Annotated in this window: 21 protein-coding genes; 5 read left to right on the forward strand and 16 right to left on the reverse strand. The window is 62.2% G+C overall.

The annotated features are described in order from the left end of the window. Together ACUXH0_RS14730 and ACUXH0_RS14735 are read right to left on the reverse strand one after the other, a co-directional pair. Positions 1-483, reverse strand: a complete 483-nt coding sequence (locus ACUXH0_RS14730) for an ArsI/CadI family heavy metal resistance metalloenzyme (RefSeq protein ID WP_009241680.1) — start codon at positions 481-483, stop codon at positions 1-3. A gap of 13 nt (positions 484-496) precedes the next feature. After that, a complete protein-coding gene (locus ACUXH0_RS14735; protein ID WP_009277705.1) occupies positions 497-820 on the reverse strand; it encodes an ArsR/SmtB family transcription factor in 324 nt (107 codons plus the stop codon). Positions 821-938: 118 nt separating this feature from the next. Between ACUXH0_RS14735 and ACUXH0_RS14740 the strand changes: the two genes are divergently transcribed. Both ACUXH0_RS14740 and ACUXH0_RS14745 read left to right on the forward strand, forming a co-directional pair. Then, the gene (locus tag ACUXH0_RS14740; protein WP_009241682.1) at positions 939-1772 is read left to right on the forward strand and encodes a site-specific integrase; all 834 of its coding nucleotides are present in this window, start codon (positions 939-941) and stop codon (positions 1770-1772) included. A 344-nt stretch (positions 1773-2116) separates the two neighbouring features. Beyond that, positions 2117-3382: a hypothetical protein gene (locus ACUXH0_RS14745; RefSeq protein WP_009241683.1), complete on the forward strand. Its 1266-nt coding sequence runs from the start codon at positions 2117-2119 to the stop codon at positions 3380-3382. Positions 3383-3425: 43 nt separating this feature from the next. On the opposite strand, the gene ACUXH0_RS14750 is transcribed toward ACUXH0_RS14745, so the two are convergent. The 5 genes from ACUXH0_RS14750 to ACUXH0_RS14770 are packed head-to-tail and all read right to left on the reverse strand — an operon-like array spanning position 3426 to position 8168. Continuing rightward, positions 3426-3914 (reverse strand): DUF411 domain-containing protein, encoded by a 489-nt coding sequence (locus ACUXH0_RS14750; protein WP_021197391.1) that lies wholly within the window; start codon positions 3912-3914, stop codon positions 3426-3428. A gap of 31 nt (positions 3915-3945) precedes the next feature. Then, positions 3946-4875 carry a copper homeostasis membrane protein CopD gene (gene copD, locus ACUXH0_RS14755; protein WP_009241685.1) on the reverse strand — a complete coding sequence of 310 codons (930 nt, stop codon included), beginning with the start codon at positions 4873-4875 and terminating at the stop codon, positions 3946-3948. A 4-nt stretch (positions 4876-4879) separates the two neighbouring features. Continuing rightward, positions 4880-5266, reverse strand: a complete 387-nt coding sequence (copC, locus tag ACUXH0_RS14760) for a copper homeostasis periplasmic binding protein CopC (protein ID WP_009241686.1) — start codon at positions 5264-5266, stop codon at positions 4880-4882. Positions 5267-5298: 32 nt separating this feature from the next. Beyond that, positions 5299-6273 carry a copper resistance protein B gene (locus ACUXH0_RS14765; protein ID WP_009241687.1) on the reverse strand — a complete coding sequence of 325 codons (975 nt, stop codon included), beginning with the start codon at positions 6271-6273 and terminating at the stop codon, positions 5299-5301. After that, complete coding sequence (locus ACUXH0_RS14770) at positions 6273-8168, reverse strand: copper resistance system multicopper oxidase (RefSeq protein ID WP_009241688.1); 1896 nt, start codon at positions 8166-8168, stop codon at positions 6273-6275. The genes ACUXH0_RS14765 and ACUXH0_RS14770 overlap by 1 nt, the downstream gene beginning before the upstream one ends. 171 nt (positions 8169-8339) lie before the next feature. Here ACUXH0_RS14770 and ACUXH0_RS14775 point away from each other — a divergent pair, with 171 nt between their 5' ends. After that, on the forward strand, positions 8340-9026 hold the full coding sequence (locus tag ACUXH0_RS14775; RefSeq protein WP_012435757.1) for a heavy metal response regulator transcription factor: 687 nt from the start codon (positions 8340-8342) through the stop codon (positions 9024-9026). After that, complete coding sequence (locus tag ACUXH0_RS14780; protein ID WP_009241690.1) at positions 9026-10423, forward strand: heavy metal sensor histidine kinase; 1398 nt, start codon at positions 9026-9028, stop codon at positions 10421-10423. The genes ACUXH0_RS14775 and ACUXH0_RS14780 overlap by 1 nt, the downstream gene beginning before the upstream one ends. A 122-nt stretch (positions 10424-10545) precedes the next feature. Here the strand turns inward: ACUXH0_RS14780 and copC (ACUXH0_RS14785) are convergent, their stop codons facing one another. After that, complete coding sequence (gene copC / locus ACUXH0_RS14785; protein WP_009277764.1) at positions 10546-10932, reverse strand: copper homeostasis periplasmic binding protein CopC; 387 nt, start codon at positions 10930-10932, stop codon at positions 10546-10548. Positions 10933-11509: 577 nt separating this feature from the next. Between copC (ACUXH0_RS14785) and ACUXH0_RS14790 the strand changes: the two genes are divergently transcribed. After that, a complete protein-coding gene (locus ACUXH0_RS14790) occupies positions 11510-11836 on the forward strand; it encodes a four-helix bundle copper-binding protein (protein WP_012435756.1) in 327 nt (108 codons plus the stop codon). Positions 11837-12001: 165 nt separating this feature from the next. On the opposite strand, the gene ACUXH0_RS14795 is transcribed toward ACUXH0_RS14790, so the two are convergent. From ACUXH0_RS14795 to ACUXH0_RS14830, 8 genes are all read right to left on the reverse strand, one after another. Then, positions 12002-13243: an MFS transporter gene (locus ACUXH0_RS14795; RefSeq protein ID WP_235202023.1), complete on the reverse strand. Its 1242-nt coding sequence runs from the start codon at positions 13241-13243 to the stop codon at positions 12002-12004. Positions 13244-13316: 73 nt separating this feature from the next. After that, positions 13317-15761: a heavy metal translocating P-type ATPase gene (locus ACUXH0_RS14800; protein WP_004635142.1), complete on the reverse strand. Its 2445-nt coding sequence runs from the start codon at positions 15759-15761 to the stop codon at positions 13317-13319. Then, a complete protein-coding gene (locus tag ACUXH0_RS14805) occupies positions 15758-16408 on the reverse strand; it encodes a DUF6629 family protein (protein WP_004635145.1) in 651 nt (216 codons plus the stop codon). Before ACUXH0_RS14805 ends, ACUXH0_RS14800 begins: the two co-directional genes overlap by 4 nt. Before the next feature lie 4 nt (positions 16409-16412). Further along, positions 16413-17756: an SAM-dependent methyltransferase gene (locus ACUXH0_RS14810; protein WP_009241691.1), complete on the reverse strand. Its 1344-nt coding sequence runs from the start codon at positions 17754-17756 to the stop codon at positions 16413-16415. A 142-nt stretch (positions 17757-17898) separates the two neighbouring features. Further along, positions 17899-18804, reverse strand: a complete 906-nt coding sequence (locus tag ACUXH0_RS14815) for a ribose-phosphate pyrophosphokinase (RefSeq protein ID WP_004635153.1) — start codon at positions 18802-18804, stop codon at positions 17899-17901. Further along, entirely contained in the window at positions 18801-20315 is a 1515-nt protein-coding gene (locus tag ACUXH0_RS14820) for a thymidine phosphorylase family protein (RefSeq protein ID WP_004635154.1), read from the reverse strand. Before ACUXH0_RS14820 ends, ACUXH0_RS14815 begins: the two co-directional genes overlap by 4 nt. Beyond that, complete coding sequence (locus tag ACUXH0_RS14825; RefSeq protein ID WP_004635157.1) at positions 20312-21676, reverse strand: MBL fold metallo-hydrolase; 1365 nt, start codon at positions 21674-21676, stop codon at positions 20312-20314. The genes ACUXH0_RS14820 and ACUXH0_RS14825 overlap by 4 nt, the downstream gene beginning before the upstream one ends. Positions 21677-21692: 16 nt before the next feature. Beyond that, positions 21693-22358: a methyltransferase family protein gene (locus ACUXH0_RS14830; protein WP_004635159.1), complete on the reverse strand. Its 666-nt coding sequence runs from the start codon at positions 22356-22358 to the stop codon at positions 21693-21695.

A 22358-nucleotide genomic window follows, 5' to 3' on the forward strand; every position in this document is an offset into this window, starting at 1 on the left:
CTAGCAGCAGGACGAACCCGACTTCACCGCAATCCCAATCGGCTTTCCACCCGGCGCACGCGGAGCGCAGCAGGCGGAGCCTTCAGTAGCAACTTCTTCCTTCTTGCCTTCGCTGAATACCGGGATGTTGCCGAGCGAATGGAAGTGCTCCCACGCGATGCCCTGCGGGTCGGTGATCCAGTGCTTGTCGCTACGGGCGTAGCAGCAGGTGGTCTCGCCCTCGTCCAGCAACGCCATGTCTGCGGCTTCGGCTCGCGCCTTCAACTCGGCCAACTCGGCAGCGTCATCGACCTGGAAGCCGAGGTGGTCCACTCCGGCGGCGCTGCCGCGCGTGGAGATGGCAAAGTTGATGCGCGGATCGTCCAGCATCCATTTCGCATAGTCGCTTTCCACGCGCGCCGGCTCGGCGGCGAACAGCTTCGAATAGAAGGCGATGCTCTTGCCAAGATCGTCAACGTGAACGTGTACGTGAAATCGCTTCATTTGGCATCTCCAGTCAGCATTTGCATGCGGTGGTGTCGGCTTCCAGGCAGGCTTCGCCCTGGCAGCAGTTGGCGGTCAGGAAGCCCAACAGTGCATCCATATGGTCGTAGGCCGCGCGGTAGATCAGGTTGCGGCCGTCGCGCTCTTGCGTCACCAGGTGCGCGTTCATCAGTTCCTTGAGGTGGAACGACAAGGTCGCACCCGGCACGTCGAGCTGTTCGGCGATCGCACCTGGAGTCATGCCCGTGGGCCCAGCCACCACCAGCATGCGGAAAACTTGCAGGCGGAGGCTGTGCGCGAGCGCGGCGAGGGATCGGATGACGTCGTTTTCTTCCATATTTCCAATGTAGTAGAAATATGGATTGATGGCAAGGAGTACGGTCACTGTTGACCGGTGCCACATCACGGTGCTGCAGCGGCGACAATATGGCCATCCAGCCCACCACGACTGCTTCATGGCCGACATCGACCGATACCTGGAAGCCGCAACCCGCGATCACACGCGACGCAGCTATCAGTCTGCCATCCGCCATTTCGAGCGGGAATGGGGAGGCTTCCTGCCGGCCAGCGCCGACAACATTGCGCAGTATTTGGCCGAGCACGCGCAGACGCTTTCCATCAACACGCTGCGTCAGCGTTTGGCTGCGATCGCGCAATGGCACATCTCGCAGGGCTTTCCGGACCCCACCCGAGCGCCACATGTCCGCAAGGTTCTGAAGGGCATCCAGGCGCTGCACCCGGCCCAGGAGCGACGTGCCAAGCCGCTGCAGCTCGCCCAACTGGAGCAGTTGGTGGCGTGGCTGGACGCGCAAATTGCGGCAGACTCGGCCGCGGGAAACGTCCATCCACTACAAGTTCATGCCCGCAACAAGGCGCTGGTGCTGATCGGCTTCTGGCGGGGCTTCCGCTCCGACGAACTGAGCCGGCTGCAGATCGAGCACATCACGGTCGAGGCCGGCCGGGGCATGACGATCTTCCTGCCGCGCACCAAGACGGACCGCAACCACGTGGGCACCACCCACAAGGCACCGGCCCTGTCGCGCTTGTGTCCGGTCGCCGCCTACGAGGCTTGGCTGGGCGCATCCGGATTGGCCGGCGGCCCCGTGTTCCGACGGATCGATCGCTGGGGACGGATGGCCGACGACGGGCTGCAGGCCAGCAGCATCGTGCCGTTGCTGCGTTCGCTGTTTCGTGACGCAGGCCTGGCGCAGGCGGGTAGCTACAGCAGCCACTCGCTGCGGCGCGGCTTCGCCACCTGGGCCAATGGGAGGGATGGCCGGGATTCGTAAAAAATCCGCCACATCCGATCTAAGGTGCTGATTTGAAAAGAAAATAGGTCATAGGATCAAGCGGTGGAGCGCGCCTCTATGGATTCAAGGGGCAACGTACACTTCAAAAACATACACCTTCGCAATTGGCCGTACGGCCACCGACCCTGCTCTCAGTGAGCCACACTGGTATCACCTGACGCCTGCGGTGCACGTTCCAGGGTGTCCGCCGAAATCAGTTTGCGCCCATACAGCATTCCCGGCACCAGCACGCTGGTTATCGAAACAAGACGCGCATACGAGCGACAAATTGAACGCATTCTTTGAGAAGATAGACTCCGATCTTTTGAAGAACACTGGCGTGCATGACCGATTTGACAAGAACGCTCATTGAGCGATGGAAAGCTGACAGGGACGGGACATATCAGACGTGGTTTCTCTGGCCGGAGCGCCTCAAGAACTTCCGCTCCATTCGGCGCGGCATCGGCGCGGTCGTCAATGAGATTCAAGCTGGGACATTCGGCAACGCCTATCGCGGGTCCCCCCTCGAAACCGTGGTCTCCTCGATTGCAGAGCAGCGCCAGATCTTCAAGGGGGCGGACCATGCCTTCCTCTGGAAGCCCAAACTGCGCATCCCGGACATCTATGAGAATGCCGATCATCAGCGAGCGTTCGCCAGGCTGCTGCATACGTGCAATTGCTGCGACACCGAACAAGAACTGGTTCAAGCGATTCAGCAGTTGAACCAACACGGCATCAAGGGGCTGGGCCCGGCCGTCGCCAACCTGCTGTACTTCATTCACCCGACGCTGGCGGTTCCCTTCAACACCGCGATCGTCAACGGATACAACGCGCTGACGGGTTCTCGCGTCAAGCTCGGGAAATGGGACCACTACCTGGCCATGCGCGAGGGTGTGCTGTCCCTGAATGGTCGCTACCGCGACCTCCTGTCCAACGATTTGGGCGCAGTTGCCGGACTGCTGTTCGATATCGGAATGGAGCGCTATCCGGCGCCGCCGCGAGAAGGCGATGCTGCCACGATCGCTGAGTGGGAGAGCAATCTGGCCAAGGCGCGCGAGGAAGCGGCCTCCTTCGCCAAACAACTTCAGGCGGGACGAACCGACGATGCCTCCCATACAGAGGTGCAAGGCTGGTTGCGCGATCTCGGCAAGGCACTGGGCTTCGCAGTATGGGTGGCAACCAACGACCGTAGCCGCCCTTACAACGGCGGCGTGCTCAGCGATGGCTGCCTGGCAACGTTGCCGAACTCGCTGTTGGTAGCGGGTGCCGACACCGTGCCCCTTATCGACGTCGTTTGGCTGAACGCTGCTTCGCTGGAGGTGGAAGCCGCCTTCGAGGTCGAACACACCACTTCGATCTACTCAGGCATCGTGCGACTGCTTGATTTAGCCCTGGGCACAGAACAGCCGGCGAAGAAACACCTGTTCCTGGTTGCGCCGGATGGACGAGAGGCCGACGTGCGCGCTCAACTTGCACGCCCCGCCTTCAGCCGCGTATCGGAACTTGGCATCCGATATGTGCCCTACACCAGCCTCACCGAGCACCGGGAAACCATGGCCCGGTTCGGCGCAGGTATCAAGCCGATTGAAGCCATCGCCAAAACGCTCTGACCGGTGGCACGATTGCGGGTGCCAAGGAGACGGTCACACCCCATCAGCTGTATGCGCGGAACACGGTGGCCTGTCCGTCCAATCCGATCAGCAGGACGTTGTATGGCATGCGCCGATTACCGTATGCCGGCCCATCCATGCCAGGGGCGCCGAGCGGCATGCTGGGGACCGCCAGCCCGATCGCTTTCGGGCGCTCCTGCAGCAGACGCTTGATTTCGCGTGCCGGAACATGGCCTTCCAGCGCATAGTCCTGCACGATGCCCGTGTGACAAGAGGCATAGCGCTCTGGCATGCCAGCCTTTCGCCTGGCTTCCACCGTTTCCTCGACGTCATGTGCAACCACGTCGAACCCGTTGTCCCGCAAGTGGGCAAGCCAATCCTTGCAGCAGCCGCAACCCGGCGTTTTCCACACCTGGATCACGGGTTTCGATCCGGCCTTTTGCGCCAGGGCTACGGCAGGCAGCAGTAACAGACCTGCAATCAGGGACCGTCTTGTCGCGGACACGGGCTTGGCAGTCGGCGATTTCATCATCATGGTTCCTCCGGCAAACAGGTAAGCAGTATCAGGTTCCAGGCGGCGAAAGCACACCAAGCCAAGCGACCAACGCCAAAATCAGTATGGCAAGGCTGGTTTCCATGACCAGACTGCGGCGCAGTGCTATCACCGCGTGGACGTGGTCTGCGGCCCTAACCGCCGCCGCAAGCCGTGGGCTCAGCCGATAACGATTGGCTGCGGCCAGTCCGAGCATCAGCGCGAACAAAGCCAGCTTGATCAACAATAAGCGCCCGTATGGCGTGGTGAACAACCCGTTAATCGTCGGCCCAACGATCAAAAAATAGTTGAACGTCCCTGTCGCAAACAGCGTGGCAACAATCAGCGTCCCAAGACGCGCGAAGCCATTGGATGTGTGACTAAGGATTTCCACCGTTTCCGATGAGGCCGCTTGTCTTGTCGACGCCAGCAGCACAAACGCTGCCAATGCGCCAACCCAGGCGCCCGCGGCCAAAACGTGCGCGATATCAAATGTGAGATGAAGGTATCCCTTCACACCGTCGTCCATCGCCCCATGCCCGGCCCAAGTGACCGTTAGCAGAGCCACCGCACCCAGCCCGGCGCACACGCCGAAGTGAGGCGCTGGGTGCTTCCGCAAACGCGCAACGGCGACCAAGCATCCGGCCAGGGCCACCAATCGCGCCATCCAGGCCAGGCCAACCGCGGTGGTGGTCAGCATCATGCTGAAGACATGGCTGGTGAGTTCAGCGTACTCGGTGGCCCCCGTCATCGCCTTGGCCATGACAACGAAGCTCCAGAGCGACAGCACGATGCCCAATGCGGCAGTGACTCCGACGGCACGGACGTATCGGCGCGCAATCGCCGTGGCCCGGTGATCGGGTCGCAACGCCTGGACCCCGAACAGCGAGACCCCGAAAAGGATCGTCAAGTCCAGGTACAGCCCAAAGCGCAGGGCGATATTGAGCCAATCGTCCGCCATGGCCTTACTTCACCTTGAACGTGAAATTCCCCGTCATCGGGTGGGTATCCGACGAGACCGCGCGCCACTCCACCTTGTACGTCCCGGTCGTCAGCGGTTGTGCGGGCGTGATGACCATCGTCTTGGCGTCGTCGCCGGCGGAGACTTTTGCGCCAACCTTCATCGGGTTATGCCCCGACATGCCGGGCATCTCCGTCATGACGAGATTGGCCCCGGAGAATTGTGTCGTGAGGGTCTCCGAGAACTTCAGCTCGATCTTCGTCGGCGCAGTCACTTCCGCCTGATCGGCGGGCGTCGAAGAGACCAGTTTGGGATGCGCGAACGCGGCCGAAGCCAGAAGCGCCAAGGACGTGCCAATGATGGCCTTGGTGGCAAAACGAGACGTGAACATAGAAACACCCTTGTGGTTGGGAGTTGAGAAAACTAGAACCAGAGGCGCACACCCGCAACAAAACGGGTGTCGCCGCGGCGCCCACCGGCCGCTTCGATCATGTTGGCGGTACCGCCAAATGCCTGACTGCGTTCGACGCCGATATAGGGCGCAAACTGGCGGCTGAACTCATAGCGCAGCCGCAAGCCCACCGTCGCGTTGGAAAGCCCGCTGCCAACGGCGAGATCGGGATCGCGCTTGCCATAGAAGTTGGCTTCGATGCGCGGCTGCAGGATCAGCCGCTGGGTCAGCAACAGCTCGTATTCGCTGGACAGACGCAATGCCGTGCGTCCACTATTGCCCACATAGGCGGTGGCCTCGACATCGAACCAGTATGGAGCCAGACCTTGCACGCCGAAGGCCACCCAGTTGCGTGTGGGTCGGCCGAAACCCGTGTCATTCCGCACACCGAGCTGGGTATCCCAGAACGTTGTGACGGCATGGCTCCACAGCAACTCGGTGCGCGCCTCTTCGAAGCGCCCCTTTGAGACATCGCCTTCGGCTTTTAGGACCGCTTTGTTGTACACGCTGCCGAACCGGGCTTGCAATTCGTAGGCGGTTGCATTGGCATCGTTACCGTGCACCCACTCCAGCCGGTCAACCAGCACTGAGCCAAAGTTGTGCGCGTCCGCCATCATCATCATGTGGCGGGGATCGCCCAGTGCGTATTTGCCGGTGCCGAGCTGGTATCCGCCCGAGTAAGCATCGGGATCGCGTGCGTCGGGCGGCGCCGAACCATCCTGCATCTTCATGCTGCCGTGGTCCATGCCTTGCATCGAGCCGTGGTCCATCCCCTGCATTGAGCTGCCAGTATTCTGAGCGCCAGATTGGGACGCCGGGGTTGTCTCCCCGTTCATCAGTTGGATTTCCTGGGCCGAGGCAACGCCGATGCCGGCGGCAGCCAGCGCCACAGTCAACAGTGTTCTTACGTGCTTGTGCATGATCAATCCGCTGTGAAAGTCGAGCATCAGACCACCACCACTTCGCGGAACATACCCGCATCCATGTGCAACATCAGGTGGCAATGCCAGGCCCAGCGACCCAGCGCGTCCGCTGTGACGAGAAAGCTGATCCGTTGGGCGGGCTGGACGGGGATGGTATGCCGGCGCGCGAGGAACGTACCGTCCGGCGCTTCCAGTTCGCTCCACATACCATGCAGGTGCATGGGGTGCGTCATCATCGTGTCGTTGTGGAGGATGACGCGCAGCCGTTCGCCATAACGGAAGTGCACAGGTGTCGATTTGCCGAACTCCACGCCGTCGAACGACCACGTGTAGCGCTCCATGTTGCCGGTGAGGTGCAGTTCCACCTCGCGCTCCGGACCGCGCTTATCCATCGGACCGCCGATGGTATGCATGTCGGCGAGCACCAGAACGCGGCGCCCGTTGTTGCGCAGACCGACGCCGGGATCGTCCAGGTTGGTGCGCGCCATGTCGACGTGCATATCGGTGCTCGGACCGTATTCCGTGCGCGCGTGCCGTGCTGTCTTGCTCGGCACCTTCAAGCTGTTAGCCGCTCCGCCGGATTCCGCATGCTGGCTGTGGTCCATCATCTGCATGCCGCCGGAGTCCATCATGGTCATGCCAGTGTCGTCCATCATCTGCATGTCGCCATGATCCATACCGGGCATGCCGCCGTGGTTCATACCGGACATCGCACCATGGTCCATGCCCGACATGCCACCGTGGCTCATGCCACCCATACCGCCCATGTCACCCATCATGTCAGCCATGGACAGCCATTCCACCTTGTCGAGCGCAGGCACTGCAGCCTGCAAGCCCCGGCAGACAGCCAGCGTGCCACGTGCATAACCAGTACGGTCCATCGACTGCGAGAAGATGGTGTAGGCGTCGTCCTTGGGCGCGACCAGCACATCGCAAGTCTCGCCGGGGCCGAAGCGGAATTCGTCCACCGTGACCGGCTCGATGTTCTGCCCATCGACCTGAACCACCTTGAGTTTCAGCCCCGGGATGCGCACGTCGTAGAACGTGTTGCCGGAGCCGTTAATGAAGCGCAACCGCACAGTCTCGCCCGGCGTAAACAGGCCCGTCCAATTGCCGGCCGGCGTGACGCCGTTGGTCAGATAGGTGAGCGTTGCACTGGAGAGATCGGCCAGATCGGTCGGGTTCATGCGCATCTGGTTCCACATGGCCCGCTTTTCCATGGCCGCCTTCCAGCCATCGTTGGAAACGTCGCGGAAGAAGTCCACCACCGTAGGCTGGTGGTAGTTGTAGTAGTCGCCCTGCGTCTTGAGCTTGGAGAGGACGCGCATCGGATCTTCGTCGGTCCAGTCCGACAGCAGCACGCTGTAATCGCGGTCGGCCCGGATCGCGTCACCGCCGGCGGCATCGATGATGAGGGCGCCATAGACCCCGGTCATCTCCTGGAAGCCCGAATGCGAGTGGTACCAGTAGCTGCCGCTTTGTCGCACCTTGAAGCGGTAGGTAAAGGTCTCGCCGGGCGGAATGCCGTGGAAGCTGATGCCCGGTACGCCATCCATCTCGAACGGCAGGACAATGCCGTGCCAGTGGATTGACGTCGGCTCGCGCAGGCGATTGGTCACGCGCAAGGTGACGGTGTCACCCTCGCGCCAGCGCAGCGTGGGCCCCGGGAGCATGCCATTGATGGTCGTGGCCATAGCCGGCTTGCCCGTGAAGTTGACCGGCGTCTCGTCGATCACCAAGTCGAATTCGGTGCCGCGCAGCACTGGTGCGGTCCCCAGCGCGGTGGACGCAGCGGATGCCGCCGAAGTGAAACCACCCAGGCCCAAACCGGCGATGACACCGCCGGCAGCCAAACCTTGCACAAACCGCCGCCGCGGCAGGTTCGGTAGCACGAGGCCGGATGCACGATTGCTGCGCATGATCGAGATTTCCTTAACAAAATGTCCGACTCTGAAAGGTGGGTGCAGGCTACCCAGCGCCAGGCTACCCCGACCTGACTGAAACATTACAAATCCGTCATCTTGGTGTGATGCCGCCTGCAGCGCGGTACTCTACAGCCCATAAATCATAGGAAGTGATTCAGGCGCGATATGAAACTGTTGGTCGTCGAGGACGAGCCCAAAACCGGAGAGTATCTGCAGCAAGGCCTGACCGAAGCCGGCTTTGTGGTCGATCTGGCACGCAACGGTACTGACGGCCGCCATCTGGCCATGTCGGGCGACTACGACTTGCTGTTGCTGGACGTGATGCTGCCTGACGTGGATGGCTGGCAGATCGTCCAATCGTTGCGCGCTGCGGAACAGGCGGTGCCGGTGTTGTTCTTGACCGCCCGCGACAGCGTGGCCGACCGCGTCAAAGGCCTTGAAATGGGCGCCGACGACTACTTGGTGAAGCCATTCGCGTTTGCTGAGTTGCTAGCCCGGGTCCGCACGCTGCTGCGCCGGGGAACCGGTGCCGTCTCGTCCGACCGAATCCAAGTGGCCGACCTTGTGCTGGATTTGGCTCGCCGTCGTGCCTCACGCGGAGGCCAGAAGATCCCGCTGACGAGCAAGGAGTTCTCCCTGCTGGAGCTGCTGGTCCGCCGCCGTGGCGAGGTCTTGCCTCGCTCCCTGATCGCCTCGCAGGTCTGGGACATGAACTTCGACAGTGATACCAATGTGATCGACGTCGCCATTCGCCGGTTGCGCGCCAAGATCGACGACCACTTCGAGCCGAAGCTGATCCAAACGGTACGCGGCATGGGTTATGTACTGGAAGCGCCCGAGGACGCGGCCTGATGGGGCAGTTCTCCCTGACCACTCGGCTCACCGCGTATTTCTCGCTGTGTTCGGCAGCCGTCTTGCTGGGCCTGGGCGTGGTGATTGCGCTGGCCATGGATCAGCACTTTGCGGTGGAGGACTACACCGCGCTGCGCGAGAACGTCAGCGTCATTGAAAAGATTGTCGAATCGAGTCCCGCCGAACAGGTCCCCGAACGCATCCGCGAGGCAATCCAACATCGCACCGATCTCGTAGCTCGTATCCAGGGTTCGGACGGGCACATGCTGTACGTAACCCAGGATTTCGATTTTCAAGCGGCAACGCAAGCGCTGGCGCAGTTGCGGCATACCAGCGAAACCCTCGTTTGGGCGCAAGGCGGTCAGCAATATCGGGGCATGCACGCGGCCATCCCACTGCGAGATGGATCATCGGGCGAGCTTGATGTCCTGCTGGGGATCAACACGGACATTCACGCCCACTTCCTCCACACCTTCCGCGGGACGCTCGCTTTCTATATCGCCGTCGCAGCGCTGGCCACGGGCCTATTCGGCTGGTGGGCTGCACGCCGAGGCCTGGCGCCTTTGCGCACCATGGCCTCGCGGGCGCGCACGGTGACTGCCGACAAGCTCGATGAACGCATGCCTGTTGATACCGTGCCAGTCGAAGTGGCGGACCTTGCCGCGACCCTGAACGGCATGTTGGAGCGCCTGCAGAACGATTTCCGCCGCTTGTCGGACTTCTCGACCGACATCGCCCATGAACTGCGTACGCCTATCACGAACCTGCTCACGCAGACGGAGGTCGTGCTATCCCAGCCGCGCGAGGGCACGAAGTATCGCGATGTGCTGACCTCCAATGCGGAGGAACTGCAGCGCCTGGCACGCATGGTGTCCGACATGCTGTACCTCGCCAAGATGGAGCACAGCCTGACGCTGCCAAGCGCCGAAGACATCCGCATCGCTGACGAAATCCGCGCGTTGTTCGATTTCTATGACGCGCTTGCAGAAGACAAGGCTGTCCTGCTCGAAACGCGGGGCGATGGACACGTCACAGGAGACCGGCTCATGCTGCGCCGTGCGTTGAGCAACCTGCTCTCCAACGCCATCCGGCACACCCCGCGACATGGCCGCGTGGTCGTCTCGGTCAGTGATGATCGCGACGGCATGACGGTTTCGGTAGACAACGACGGCAGCGAGATCGCGCCGCAGCTGCTGCCATTTATCTTCGAGCGCTTTTTCCGGGCGGACAAATCGCGCGCGCGGCCCGAGTCGGAAAGTGCCGGCCTTGGCTTGGCCATCACCAAAGCGATCGTTGCGGCGCACGGCGGCACCATCACCGTTGCGCGCATTGACGGGCGCACACGGTTCTCTATCCGCCTACCGCGTTGCATCGATGCCGCAATATTGTCTGTATAGTTCTTTGCACACTGCGGCGACTACTGCCAAGCCGGGCTTGGCGGGCATTTTGGGTCGCAAACCGAAACAGCCGCCGGTTTCGCGCGCCACTCCGATGGACTCAAACGATGAGGATCGGCGCTTCATCGTACTCGGAATACGATCCTGCCATTGACAGGATGCCCATCGGATGAGACCGCTTGCCAGTCAACGCGATAGGAACCAGCCATGAGAGGTTGAGTCGGCTGAATAACGACCGTCTTGGCGTCTCCGCCACGCGATACTTCAGCCGGAATCTTCATCGGCCCGTGAAGCGCCCGGCCCGGCAGCCACGCCATAACTAGATTACCTCCCGAAGGCGGGAATACAAGTTCCTCTGAAAATCTCAATTCGATTCGCTTTGGGGCGGCCACTTCAGAATTGTTCGCTGGTCTCGATGAAACCAGCTTTGGATGGCCGAGAGCGATCTCGCTCAGAATCGCGAACAGGACGGTGACTGAGCCTCGCAATGCGCGGCGACTTGCGGACATGGCGCACCTCCGTTTCTTGGGAATGTGCATTTAGCTTAAGTCGTTGCACACGGAGCCTGTTGATGCAGGTCAGACCACCCACGAGCAACTAGCGTGCGATGAGATGGTAATCGGTGTCCCAAAACAGCACGATATGGCAATGCGTACCGAAGTTGTTGGTGCGCGCGGTAGCGCCCGCTGGGTGATGTCACGACGCATAGAGGTGTACGGGTTCGGCACCGGCTCGACACCGTCCACCAGAGGCTAGTTCTAGACCACTTTGCTGTGGCGCTGCTACGTTGGTGATTTGCTGCCCAATGCGATCCGGCACACCCCCGCGACATGGCCTTGTGGTCGTCGTGGCGCACGCGCGTCTCCACGTGCCGACCGCATTCCGCCGAGAGCGCGAACACTTCGGTTCACCATGGGCCACTGGCGGAAAGCGCACATGACCGCCACATGGCGGTCCGATTACGGTTCGGACAGATCTGGCCATTTGCGACTCAACGTGCCCCGCCTCTTTGGCACAAGGCGCCGTCCTTGCTTTCTCGTGGGTGCGCATGCCATGTCGGTACGCCAACCACCCAGGAGAACGACGATGTCTCACCAAACCTATCAAGAATGTCTCGACGCCTGTAACGCGTGTCAGGTCACATGCTTGCACTGTGCTGTGGCTTGCCTCAACGAGCCAAGCCCGGCGGAACTTGCCGACTGTATTCGCCTGGATCTCGATTGCGCGGAGTTGTGCCAGACTGCCGTTGGTTATATGGCACGCGGCAGCAGCCAAGCCAAAGCCGTTTGCGTATTATGCGCAACCATCTGTCAGAAATGCGGCGCAGAGTGCGCGAAGCATGCACACGACCACTGTCAAACTTGCGCACGTGCGTGTGAGGAATGCGCGCAAGCCTGTCGAGCTATGCAATAACGGCTTTGAACCCCAGTTCAATTGGAAGGAGCAAATGGCGCTGATAGGTCACATCCGCCGTCACGTGTTACACCATCCACGAATTGCCGGTTCGGTGCGCTGCCATTGGAAAGCGGCCTCAAAAGCACAATGCGCGCACATAGCACGAGGAATTTTCATTGTTGTTCATGCGCCCCGCCCTTCCCTCGTCTGCCTTTCTCCTTCTGCTTGAAAGCTGCGCTGCTCTGGCTGACGTTCAGCCTGCCGCGCCGCGCCCCACCAACGCAGTGCAGCCACACTACCAAGCAGCAACACAGCCGCCGCTGCCCAAAATGGAGCGAACGTATTCCATCCAAACAGGGTACCGGCACTCACCGAACCTAGTGCCTGCCCCAGGTTGCCTGCGGCTGCCTGCCTTGCCAACAGCGACCCAGCGAAACTACGGTCACCTTCCAGCAACTCATAAGACAGCACCGGTCCAATCATGCCGACGCCGGTAGCCACCACGGCGATTAGCAGCCCAAGCGCGGCGGCATCGGGCACCAGTGCGGCAAAGCCCAGTGCCACCGCTGAGCCGGCAAATGCGCCGGCAACCCAGCGATGGTCGATATGCTTGCGCACTGCCGGAAGCAGCAGCAAAGCCTGCGCGGCGAGCATCGCCAGGCTGCACGTGACAAACATCACCGCAATCATCGAGTTGGGTAGGCGCAGTGTCTGGCCACCAAACAGGCTGAAGCCGACTTCGAAGGTACCTGCGGCAAAGGACGCCAGCAGGGCTAACAGCATCGATACAGCAACGAAGCGCTTGCGCTGCCGGGTCATCTGCACCGAGCCGCTGTCGAGCAAGATCGGCTTGGTCGTGCTCAGGCAGCGGCGAACCGCCAACAGAAGTGGCAGTCCGACCGATGCGACCACCAACGCGGGCCAGTTGACCATACTGGGCATCTGGCCTGCAGGCATGCCCATCAGCGGCCCGGCAAGCCAACTACCGAACGCGGGGCCCGCGAGAAAGCCAACGAACGATGCACTACCGATCAGCACAAAGCGCCGACTCCTGTCCTCGGTATTGCTGATGTCGGTCACATAGGCCTGGGCACCGGGCACGATAGCCGCTGCCCCCGCCCCGGCGATCAATCGACCGCCATAGATCGCCATGAGACTGGGTATTAGCGCGACCATCGCGGTTCCCAGCACAAACATAGCGAAGCCGGTAGTCAGCGCCGCCGCCCGCCCACGATGATCCGACTGGCGGCCCCACCACGGCGCAAAGATGAACAGCGCGAGCGTGTAGATTCCTCCCAGCATGCCAACGTGCCACGCCAGCGTTTGCCGCGTCGCACCAGGCAGGTACTGCGCCAGATACAACTGCAGCAACGGCAGCCCGACTCCATAGCCGAGAGAGACAACAAATACCAGAGCAAGCAGCACGACCAACGCTGGCCTGACGGCCCGCGCATCGAGGGGTGCGGGAGTGGCGGACGATTGATTAAGCATGATGCCTTCAGCCCGCGCCGTGAGCGGCCACCGGAGCGGTCACGCCGTTGTGGACCGTCGCCGCGCTTGCGCGTCGGATTCCAGTCAGCCGGGTTCGCTTGAGCATTAGCGCGTTAATCGCCACTAGCGCAGAGCTGCCCGACATGGTAATCGCCGCCACCTCGGGGCTGATCGTGAATGGGTAGAGTACGCCGGCCGCCAACGGGAACGCCACTACGTTATAGGCGACCGCCCACCACAGGTTCTGATGCATCTTTCGCAAGGTCGCGCGGGACAGTTCAATCGCACCGACCACATCCAGCGGATCGCTTTTCATCAGGACCACATCGGCACTCTCCATCGCGACATCGGTGCCCGCACCGATCGCGAAGCCCACGTCGGCTTGCGTCAGCGCCGGAGCATCATTGACGCCATCGCCCACCATGCCGACCTTCTTGCCCTGCCCCTGCAGTTCCTTGACCTTTGCGGCCTTGTCGCCCGGCAGCACGTCGGCCAGCACGATGTCGATGCCCAATTCCTTCGCAATGCGCTCAGCGGTCGAACGGTTGTCACCGGTTAGCATTGCGACCTGCACCCCGCGGCCATGCAGTGCCTTGATCGTCTCGGCCGAAGACGGCCTCACTGCGTCGGCGATCGCGATCAAACCGATCAGGCGACCGCCGTGTGCGACGTGCACCACGGTGCGGCCTTGGCCCTGCAGACGGTCGGCATCTGCCTTGAGCGCGCCAAGGTCAACGCCATTGGCCTCCATCAACCGCCGATTACCGAGCAGGGCCAGCCGACCGGCCACCACCGCCTGCGTGCCCTGCCCATCGATGTTGGTGAAATCCGTCACCGCTTCGGAGGCCAGTGCGCCGGCACGCTTGAGGATCGCGACCGCAAGCGGGTGTTCGGAGAGCTTTTCGACCGAGCCTGAAACGCGCAGCAGGTCGTCTGGCGTTACGTCCCGGGCCACCGCTATATCGACCACTTCCGGCTCGCCAAGCGTCAGGGTGCCGGTCTTGTCGAAGATCACCACATTTAGCCGTGTCGCGTCCTCCAGCGCCGCAGCATTCTTGAACAAGATGCCGTTCATCGCGCCCAGGCCGGTACCCACCATCACCGCCATCGGCGTCGCCAACCCCAGTGCATCTGGGCAGGCAATCACAAACACCGTGATCGTGAGTGTCAGTGCCAGCAGTACCGGCTGCCCGAGCACGAAGTACCAGACAGCGAAAGTGGCCACACCGATCAGGAAGGCGATCACGACCAGCCATTGTGAGGCCTGGTCGGCCAGCAACTGCGCTGGCGCTTTGGAATTCTGCGCCTCCTGCACCAGTTTGACGATCTGCGCCAACGCGGTGTCGGCACCCACCTTGGTCGCACGATAACGGAAGCTGCCGCTCTTGTTGATCGTCGCGCCAATCACCTTGTCGCCCACCATCTTCTTCACCGGCATCGACTCGCCGGTGAGCATCGATTCGTCCACCTGAGAACCGCCCTCGAGCACCTCGCCGTCAACCGGAATCTTGTCGCCAGGACGCACCAGGACGATGTCGTCGAGCAGCACTTCGGCGGTCGCCACAGTCACTTCCTTGCCGGCGCGCAAGACAGTGGCCTTTGGCGGGGCCAAATCCATCAGCGCGCGGATGGCTTCCGACGCTCCTGCGCGCGCGCGCATCTCCAGCCAGTGGCCCAGCAGAATGAACACCAGCAACACCGACACAGCCTCATAGAACTGCGCACCGCCGAAAATGAAGGTGCTGCCGACACTGAAGACGTAGCCGGTGCCGACGCTCAGCACCACCAACACCGCCATGTTGAGCACGCCATTGCGCAACGCACGCGCGGCGGCGACGAAGAACGGCCACGCGGGGTAGATCACCGCAGCGGTGGCGAGCAGGAACAGCCACAGCCCCAAATCCAAGCCGAACGGTGGCTTCAGCTTGATGAAATCCATGCCCATCGGGGCATACAGGAAGATCGGCACCGTAAACGCCAGGCAGACCCAGAAACGGTTGCGCATGTCGCGCGCCATCCCCTTGGCATCCATACCGGGGCCATGGCCCATCTCGTGGGCCATTGCATCCATGCCACCGTGAGCCATCGCGGCGTGGTCGTGCGCGACGGGCGCCTCCGCTGTGGCCGGCCCACCAGCGGCATGTACGTGCCGCTCAGGATGCTCGTGCTGAATATGGCCGTGCGCGTGTGCCGGCGCCACAGCATGCTCCATCGGCCCGCACATGTGCCGGGGCAACATTTCGCCCGCACAGTGGTACCCGCAGTCCTGGATTGCCGCCCGGATGCGTTCCGGATCAATGCGCCCCTGGTCGTACGTCACCGTGGCCGATCCGGCCACCGCGTTGACCGAGACATGCTCAATGCCCGGCATCTGCGCTAGGTGCTTTTCGACGCCGCGCGCTGCCAGCGGCGATAGTAGCCCTGCCACCTCGAATGTGTTGGTTGTGCTCATGAGGGAATCCGTTGTTGGGGAATCGAACGCAGTGCGATGAAGTGCAGTGCGACAGCGCCACTCAGCAGCGCGGCGAAGAAGCACCACACCGAAATGAACCAATGGGCATAGAAAACGTAGGCGGTGAACGAAGCGGCCAGCGTGAGCGCCCCGAACACCTTGACCCAAACATGGCTGGAGAGCAACAGGCTCACCGTCGTGGAAAGCAGGTACAGCGTCATCGACGCGACAATGTAGAAATGCGGGGACTGGTAGTCCACATGGCCTGCCATCGGGCGCGCCTGAATCGGGTTGACCACCAGGCTGTACAACAGGTATGCACCCACAGCCAGACCCATAACCACAAAGGCCAACAACCCTCGGCGGCGCGGACCCCGGGGCTCTAGCAGCCATGCCGCTAAGGGGACGTACACCGGCCACAGTACGTGGGAGAAAAATGAGTACACCTGCGTAGCAACAAAGTTAAGCCAAGCGGGGCCACCAAAACTGAGCCAGACCACCCCCTCGACAAGCTGCTGGATCGCAAACAGCAATGGGATGGCGGCATAAGGGCGCTCCGCCGGGCAGCGCGCCATACGCAGCGTCACGGTGCCGATTGCCAGCAGTAGCGTGCCGGAGCCAAAGCTGGCCGTCGCGGAAAAGCACATAGCGCTAGTTCCCCCAATCCCAATGCGGTCGACTGCGGTACAGATCACGCCGTGTCATCGGCACAGGCCATTTACCCGGGTGGCGATTGGACGCCAGGATTTGATAGATGCCGGAGCCACCGGCCTCGAACTCCAACGCGCAGGCCGCCATGTACAGGCGCCAGACGCGATAGGCGGCTTCTCCAACTTCAGCGATCGCCGCATCGCGCTGAGCCTCCAGGCGATGCACCCAGTGCCGTAAGGTCATCGCGTAGTGCGGGCGCAGTCCCTCGACGTCATGGATCTCAAAGCCCGCGCGCTCCATGCCGAGTTGGATGTTGCTGATGCAATCAAGCTCGCCGTCGGGAAATACATAGCGATTGATGAACTCGGTGGCAGCTGTCTTGTTCCACCCTTCCTCGTCGTGCGTGATGCCGTGGTTCAAGAATAGGCCGCCCGGCTTGAGCATCCGACGCACCACCGCATAGTAGGCCGGCAGGTTGCGCAGGCCGACGTGCTCGAACATCCCGATGCTGGAAACCTTGTCGTAGACACCCTCGCCTTCCAGATCACGGTAATCGCGCAACTCCACCGTGACGCGATCCTGTAACCCTTCGATCCGAATGCGCTCGCGGGCGTATTCGAGCTGTCGCTCGCTTAGGGTGATGCCGTGGGCGTGCACACCGTGCTCGCGCGCGGCCCAACATACGAGCGCCCCCCAGCCGCAGCCGATATCCAGCAGCCGTTCGCCGGGCCGCAGGCGCAGCTTGCGGCAAACGTGCTCAAGCTTGTTGCGCTGCGCCGTGTCCAGCGAATCGGAGGGCTGCTCGAAGTAGGCGCAGGAGTACACCCGCTCCTCGTCCAGCCACAACCCATAGAACTTGTTGGACACGTCATAGTGGAACGAGATCGCGGCGCGATCGCTGTGGCGCGAATGCCGGTGCGCGAAGCGCCGGGCGACCCGGGATGCGAAGCCCGCATCCGGTTTGATCTCACCCAGGTCCGGAGCGGGCAGCATTAACGCGTCCTTTAACAGCGCGAGCTTGTCGCGCCACGACAACTGGATCGACTCGAAATGGTTCTTCAACCGGAGCGCGCCGTACAGGTCTCCCTCGATGTCGAGCACGCCCCGAAAGTACGCGTCAGCCAATAAAAGGGGACTGCGCGCCACCACCAACTGACGCAACAGGCTGGGGTCCCGCACCACCAACGTGAAATCGACCGCCGTATCGTGCCCGTGCAGCGTGTCGTTCCACAGCCGCAGTGCGGGCGGCTTCTCCATCCCAGCGAGCAACCGACGCAGGATGCGTAGCGCCGGCTCGGTGTCGGTCGAAGGAACGCTGCCAATAAATGCCTTGGTGCTGTTCATCTCTTGCCCTCCCGTTGGGTTGATGGCTCGTCGCGGTCCTCTCCGCCAATTGACACGATGAAGCGCCAACCCGACATCGGAATCGCGGCTTTGCAAAATCCGGCCAGATCTATCTCGAAGTGAACGTGCGGAGTCTTGGCACTCATGTGGCACCCCCGGGGTCTTGCATGAGTTCACGAACCGCGGACGCTAGGTCCGGGGCAACGGAGATTCCATTGGTGGGATGGACAACCGTGTCGCAGCTCACCACCAGCCCGGCCCCAGTGGACTCCAAATCCTGAACCGCGTTGCCTGAAAACACCGCGTGAATCGCGATGCACACAGGCGCGGCCAAGCCCGCGCGCCGCAGATGACCAATGGTCTCGGCCATCGTGCGACCGGTGGAGACAATGTCATCGACCAGCACCGGCGTGTGGTCGCGCCAGCGCTCCACATCCGGCACCGAAACCTCGACATCCCGGTCACCTTTGCGGACCTTGTGCAGCACCACCATGGGCGCGTCCGCCCTGCTTGCGACATCGGCCACCCATTGGTTGCTCTCCTCGTCAGGGCCCACAAGCGCCGGGCGTGTCACATGGGCGCGCAGCCATGCCGCCACAGCCGGCGCCGCGTGGACGTGACGCGTTGGGATTACATAGACCTGCGACAACTTGGTGATGCGGTGCAAGTGGGGATCGACTGTTGCCAGCCAATCAAATCCACGCGACAACCAGGCTGCAAAATGCCGTGCACTCACCGTCTCACCCGGCTGGAAGCAACTATCCTGTCGCATGTAGGCGAGGTAAGGTGCGACCAGACCAACGTCGGTCGCACCGTTCTCCCGGGCGGCCGCCGCCAACAGCAGCAACGGAATCAGCTTGTCGTCCGGCCGGTCTAGCGTGCAGACGATGGCGACCCGCCGCCCCTCCACGGCAGACTCCACCCGCACATACGACTCTCCATCCGGAAAGCGCCGCACCGTCGTAGTCCCGCGCTCTGCGCCCAACGCCGAAGCCAGCTTCTCTGCCATCGCTTCATTGCCCGGCATGGCAAAAATCAGTGGCGTCATCTCGAATCTCCCACATCGATCAGCGGGTGAGCCTCCAGGTAGTCGAACGCGTAGTCCAACTCGCCGAGCGCTTCGGCATGCACGGTGAACAGCGGCATACCTCGCTCGACGCGATCCCCCAGCTTGACATGCAGTTCGAGCCCGGCAGCGGGTGCCTTCGGTGCCCCGGCGAGCTTGGCCACGCGAGCCAACCGCCGGCTGTCGATCTCACGTACCATCCCGTCACGTTCGGCCAGCACAGGCTCGCGTAGCCGCGCCCGCTGCGGCTCGCGTAAGCCCCCTTGCGCTTTGCAGATCGCCTGGAATTTGGCCCACGCGGCGCCGCTATCAAGCAACCGCTGAGCGACCAAGACGCCAGTACCCGGCTCGCTGTGACCGCAAAATTCCAACAGTTGTCCAGCCAATGCGACAGCGCGCACGCTCAGATCCTCGGGCGCGCGCTCGGCACGCTGAAGGACTGCCAGCACGTCGTGCGCCTCCAGTGAGGGACCAATGCCACGGCCCACCGGCTGCGTCCCGTCCGTACGCACTACCTGCAAGTGCAAATCAAAGGCCTGCGCTACCTGCTCCAGCATTTGCTTCAGGCACTCGTAGTCTGCGTCACTGCGCACCTTGGCGGTCGGCCCGACCGGCACATCGATCACGGAGTGGGTAGCGCCGGCAGCGATCTTCTTCGACAGCACAGATGCCACGAGCTGCGCGTCGCTGTCGAGGTCCAGCGGGCGCTCGACGCGGATCAACATGTCGTCGGCCGGGCTGAGCGCCAGCGAGCCTCCCCAGACAAAGCAGCCGCCCTCGCGTTGGACAACGCGGCGCATCTGCTCCAAATCGAGCGCCACCGGCGTCATCGTTTCGATCACGTCGGCGGTGCCAGCCGGCGAGGTAATGGCCCTTGACGACGTCTTCGGCATCGTGAGCCCGGCCGCGGTGATGATCGACACGACAATCGGCGTCGTGCGGTTTCCCGGCAATCCACCCACACAGTGCTTGTCCGCGATCGGTGCATGCCCCCAGTCGAGCCGCTTGCCCGCGGCCAGCATCGCTCGCGTCAGATCGATCGTCTCCTGCAAATCCATCCGCCCGCCGGCGCAGGCGCTTAGAAAAGCGGCGATATGTGTCCCAGGGTAGCTGCCAGCGGCGACGTCACTAATGATCGAGTCCAGAGCCGACGCGTCGAGCCTGTGGCCGTAGATCTTCGCCCGCACCTGGCTCATTGAGTCCAGCGTCGGGGCATGCGAGATCGTGATCCGGTCGCCCGGCGCGGGCGCCAGCGCTCGCCACGCGCTGTTCGAAAGCGCCGCCTCCCCCAACTCCAGCAAGGTCGGATCGACAACGTTCAGCGTGGCGATGATCGAGCGTCCGTTCAGGCTAATCAGTACTCGCGTCTGCGCCTCGAAACCCTCGGAGCGGCAAACATGGCAGTCTCGATGCATGTAGACGACATATTCCTGCTGCGTCTCGATGCCCATCCGACGCACGGCAAGACTTGCCCTGTGGCGAGGGTTCCTCATACATCGAACTCCACGTGCTGTCCCAACAACGGAACGCTGGCGGACCACCCAAGTTCCCGCTCGATGCGCTGGCGCATCGCATCAGCCGGCCCCGGCTCGCCATGGGTGACGAACACCGAGCGCGGCGCCGCTGGCGCACTGCCCAGCCACTCGATCAATTGGCTTGCATCGGCATGCGCCGACATGCCCTGCAGTGAAATCACTTCGGCACGCACGGCGACGTCCTCACCGTGAATGCGCAGGCTTCGCTCACCAGCCTGCAGCCGCGCGCCGCGTGTCCCCCCAGCCTGATAACCGGCCAGGATGATGGTGTTGCGCCGGTCCGGCGCCAGATGCTTCAGATGGTGCAGCACGCGGCCGCCGGTGGCCATGCCGCTGGCCGAGATGATCACAGCCGGGAGGGCCAGCCCAGCCAGCGCCCGCGATTCCTCCGGGGTCCTGATCATGCGCGCAGCTTTGTACATCCCGAGGCAATCTTCGAGCGACAGCTTATGTTCGGCGTGATGGCGGTGATAGATCTCGGTTGCATCTATTGCCATCGGGCTGTCGAGAAAAACAGGCAGGTCTGGAATCGCGCCCTGTTGCTTCAGCTTGTGGATCAAATGCAGCAGCAACTGTGCACGCCCCACCGCAAACGCCGGAATCACGACCATGCCGCCACGGTGTGCTGTGCGAGCAATCGCCTCACCGAGCACGGCCTGCGCATTGGGTACCGGTTCGTGTAGCCGGTCCCCATAAGTCGATTCGACAACGATGTAGTCTGCCTTGGGAGCCGGCGCAGGCGCACGCATCACCGGGTCGTCGGGGCGGCCAACGTCTCCGGAGAACAGCACTGTCGTCTGCCCCGCTGTCAGTTCGGCCGAGGCCGCGCCGAGAATATGCCCAGCCGGGCGCAAGGTCACCGTAACGTCGGGGACGACGTCCACACACTGGTCGAAAGGCAATCGGTGCAACTGTTCCATTGCGCGACGTGCGTCGTCCTCCGTGTACAGCGGCAAAGCCGTGGCGTGCTTGGAGGTGTGATGCCGGTTCGCATAGGCGGCGTCCTCCTCCTGGATTCTCCCGCTGTCGGGCAACAGCAGACCGCATAGTTCGATTGTCGAGGGCGTCGCCAGAATCCGGCCCCGGAAGCCCTGTTTCACGAGCAACGGTAACGCACCGGCATGGTCCAGATGGGAGTGTGTCAGCACCACCGCATCGATGTCGGCGGCGCTGAACGGCAACGGCTCCCAGTTCAGCAATCGCAACTGCTTGTAGCCCTGGAACAACCCGCAATCAACCAGCAGGCGCTGCCCCTGATGCTCCACCAAATACTTTGAGCCGGTCACTGTGCCGGCCGCACCGTGAAAACTGAGCTTCATCGCCTCCCCCTTTTTGTCATGCGTGGTGGTGGCGATCCGCTTGCTTGTCGCCAAAATTCGGGATGAACCGCGGGGTGTGCGACGCATAGTGCGCCCACTCCTCCCCAAATTCGCGCTCCGCCCACTTCTCTTCCGTAATGGCCAAACGCACGTACATGACCACCAGCACTGGGAACATCAGCAGTGTCAGGATGGTCGGCCACTGCAGTAGAAAACCGAACATGATCAAAACGAAGCCCACATACTGCGGATGCCGGATACGGGAGTAGGCGCCGGTGGTCGCCAGCGTATGGCTCCGCTGGTTGTGGTAAAGCACCGCCCAAGCGGCCGACAATAGCCAAAAGCCACCGCCGATGAAGATAGCGCTCAGCAGATGGAACGGCCCGAAATGCGGATTGGCGCGCCAGCCGAACATCACCTCCAGCAGGTGGCCAGCGTCATGCGACATGAAATTCACGCCGGGGAACTTCGCGCTCAGCCAACCCGACAGGAGGTAGATCGTCAGCGGGAAGCCGTACATCTCGGTGAATAGCGCCACCAGGAACGCAGAGAACGCGCCAAACGAACGCCAGTCGCGCGGGCTTTGTGGCTTGGCGAAGCTGAACGCGAAGATGATGAAAACGAGGGAATTGATGATTACCAGCGACCATAAGCCATAGGCGGGAGGTGTCGATTGGTCCAT

Source organism: Ralstonia sp. 110700041-2 (assembly GCF_056280165.1).

Excerpts from the sequence above, each read along its gene's own strand:
- ACUXH0_RS14730 (WP_009241680.1), bottom strand. The coding sequence starts at position 483 with ATGAAGCGATTTCACGTACACGTTCACGTTGACGATCTTGGCAAGAGC.
- ACUXH0_RS14735 (WP_009277705.1), bottom strand. The coding sequence starts at position 820 with ATGGAAGAAAACGACGTCATCCGATCCCTCGCCGCGCTCGCGCACAGC.
- ACUXH0_RS14740 (WP_009241682.1), top strand. The coding sequence starts at position 939 with ATGGCCGACATCGACCGATACCTGGAAGCCGCAACCCGCGATCACACG.
- ACUXH0_RS14745 (WP_009241683.1), top strand. The coding sequence starts at position 2,117 with ATGACCGATTTGACAAGAACGCTCATTGAGCGATGGAAAGCTGACAGG.
- ACUXH0_RS14750 (WP_021197391.1), bottom strand. The coding sequence starts at position 3,914 with ATGATGAAATCGCCGACTGCCAAGCCCGTGTCCGCGACAAGACGGTCC.
- copD (WP_009241685.1), bottom strand. The coding sequence starts at position 4,875 with ATGGCGGACGATTGGCTCAATATCGCCCTGCGCTTTGGGCTGTACCTG.
- copC (WP_009241686.1), bottom strand. The coding sequence starts at position 5,266 with ATGTTCACGTCTCGTTTTGCCACCAAGGCCATCATTGGCACGTCCTTG.
- ACUXH0_RS14765 (WP_009241687.1), bottom strand. The coding sequence starts at position 6,273 with ATGCTCGACTTTCACAGCGGATTGATCATGCACAAGCACGTAAGAACA.
- ACUXH0_RS14770 (WP_009241688.1), bottom strand. The coding sequence starts at position 8,168 with ATGCGCAGCAATCGTGCATCCGGCCTCGTGCTACCGAACCTGCCGCGG.
- ACUXH0_RS14775 (WP_012435757.1), top strand. The coding sequence starts at position 8,340 with ATGAAACTGTTGGTCGTCGAGGACGAGCCCAAAACCGGAGAGTATCTG.
- ACUXH0_RS14780 (WP_009241690.1), top strand. The coding sequence starts at position 9,026 with ATGGGGCAGTTCTCCCTGACCACTCGGCTCACCGCGTATTTCTCGCTG.
- copC (WP_009277764.1), bottom strand. The coding sequence starts at position 10,932 with ATGTCCGCAAGTCGCCGCGCATTGCGAGGCTCAGTCACCGTCCTGTTC.
- ACUXH0_RS14790 (WP_012435756.1), top strand. The coding sequence starts at position 11,510 with ATGTCTCACCAAACCTATCAAGAATGTCTCGACGCCTGTAACGCGTGT.
- ACUXH0_RS14800 (WP_004635142.1), bottom strand. The coding sequence starts at position 15,761 with ATGAGCACAACCAACACATTCGAGGTGGCAGGGCTACTATCGCCGCTG.
- ACUXH0_RS14805 (WP_004635145.1), bottom strand. The coding sequence starts at position 16,408 with ATGTGCTTTTCCGCGACGGCCAGCTTTGGCTCCGGCACGCTACTGCTG.
- ACUXH0_RS14810 (WP_009241691.1), bottom strand. The coding sequence starts at position 17,756 with ATGAACAGCACCAAGGCATTTATTGGCAGCGTTCCTTCGACCGACACC.
- ACUXH0_RS14815 (WP_004635153.1), bottom strand. The coding sequence starts at position 18,804 with ATGACGCCACTGATTTTTGCCATGCCGGGCAATGAAGCGATGGCAGAG.
- ACUXH0_RS14820 (WP_004635154.1), bottom strand. The coding sequence starts at position 20,315 with ATGAGGAACCCTCGCCACAGGGCAAGTCTTGCCGTGCGTCGGATGGGC.
- ACUXH0_RS14825 (WP_004635157.1), bottom strand. The coding sequence starts at position 21,676 with ATGAAGCTCAGTTTTCACGGTGCGGCCGGCACAGTGACCGGCTCAAAG.
- ACUXH0_RS14830 (WP_004635159.1), bottom strand. The coding sequence starts at position 22,358 with ATGGACCAATCGACACCTCCCGCCTATGGCTTATGGTCGCTGGTAATC.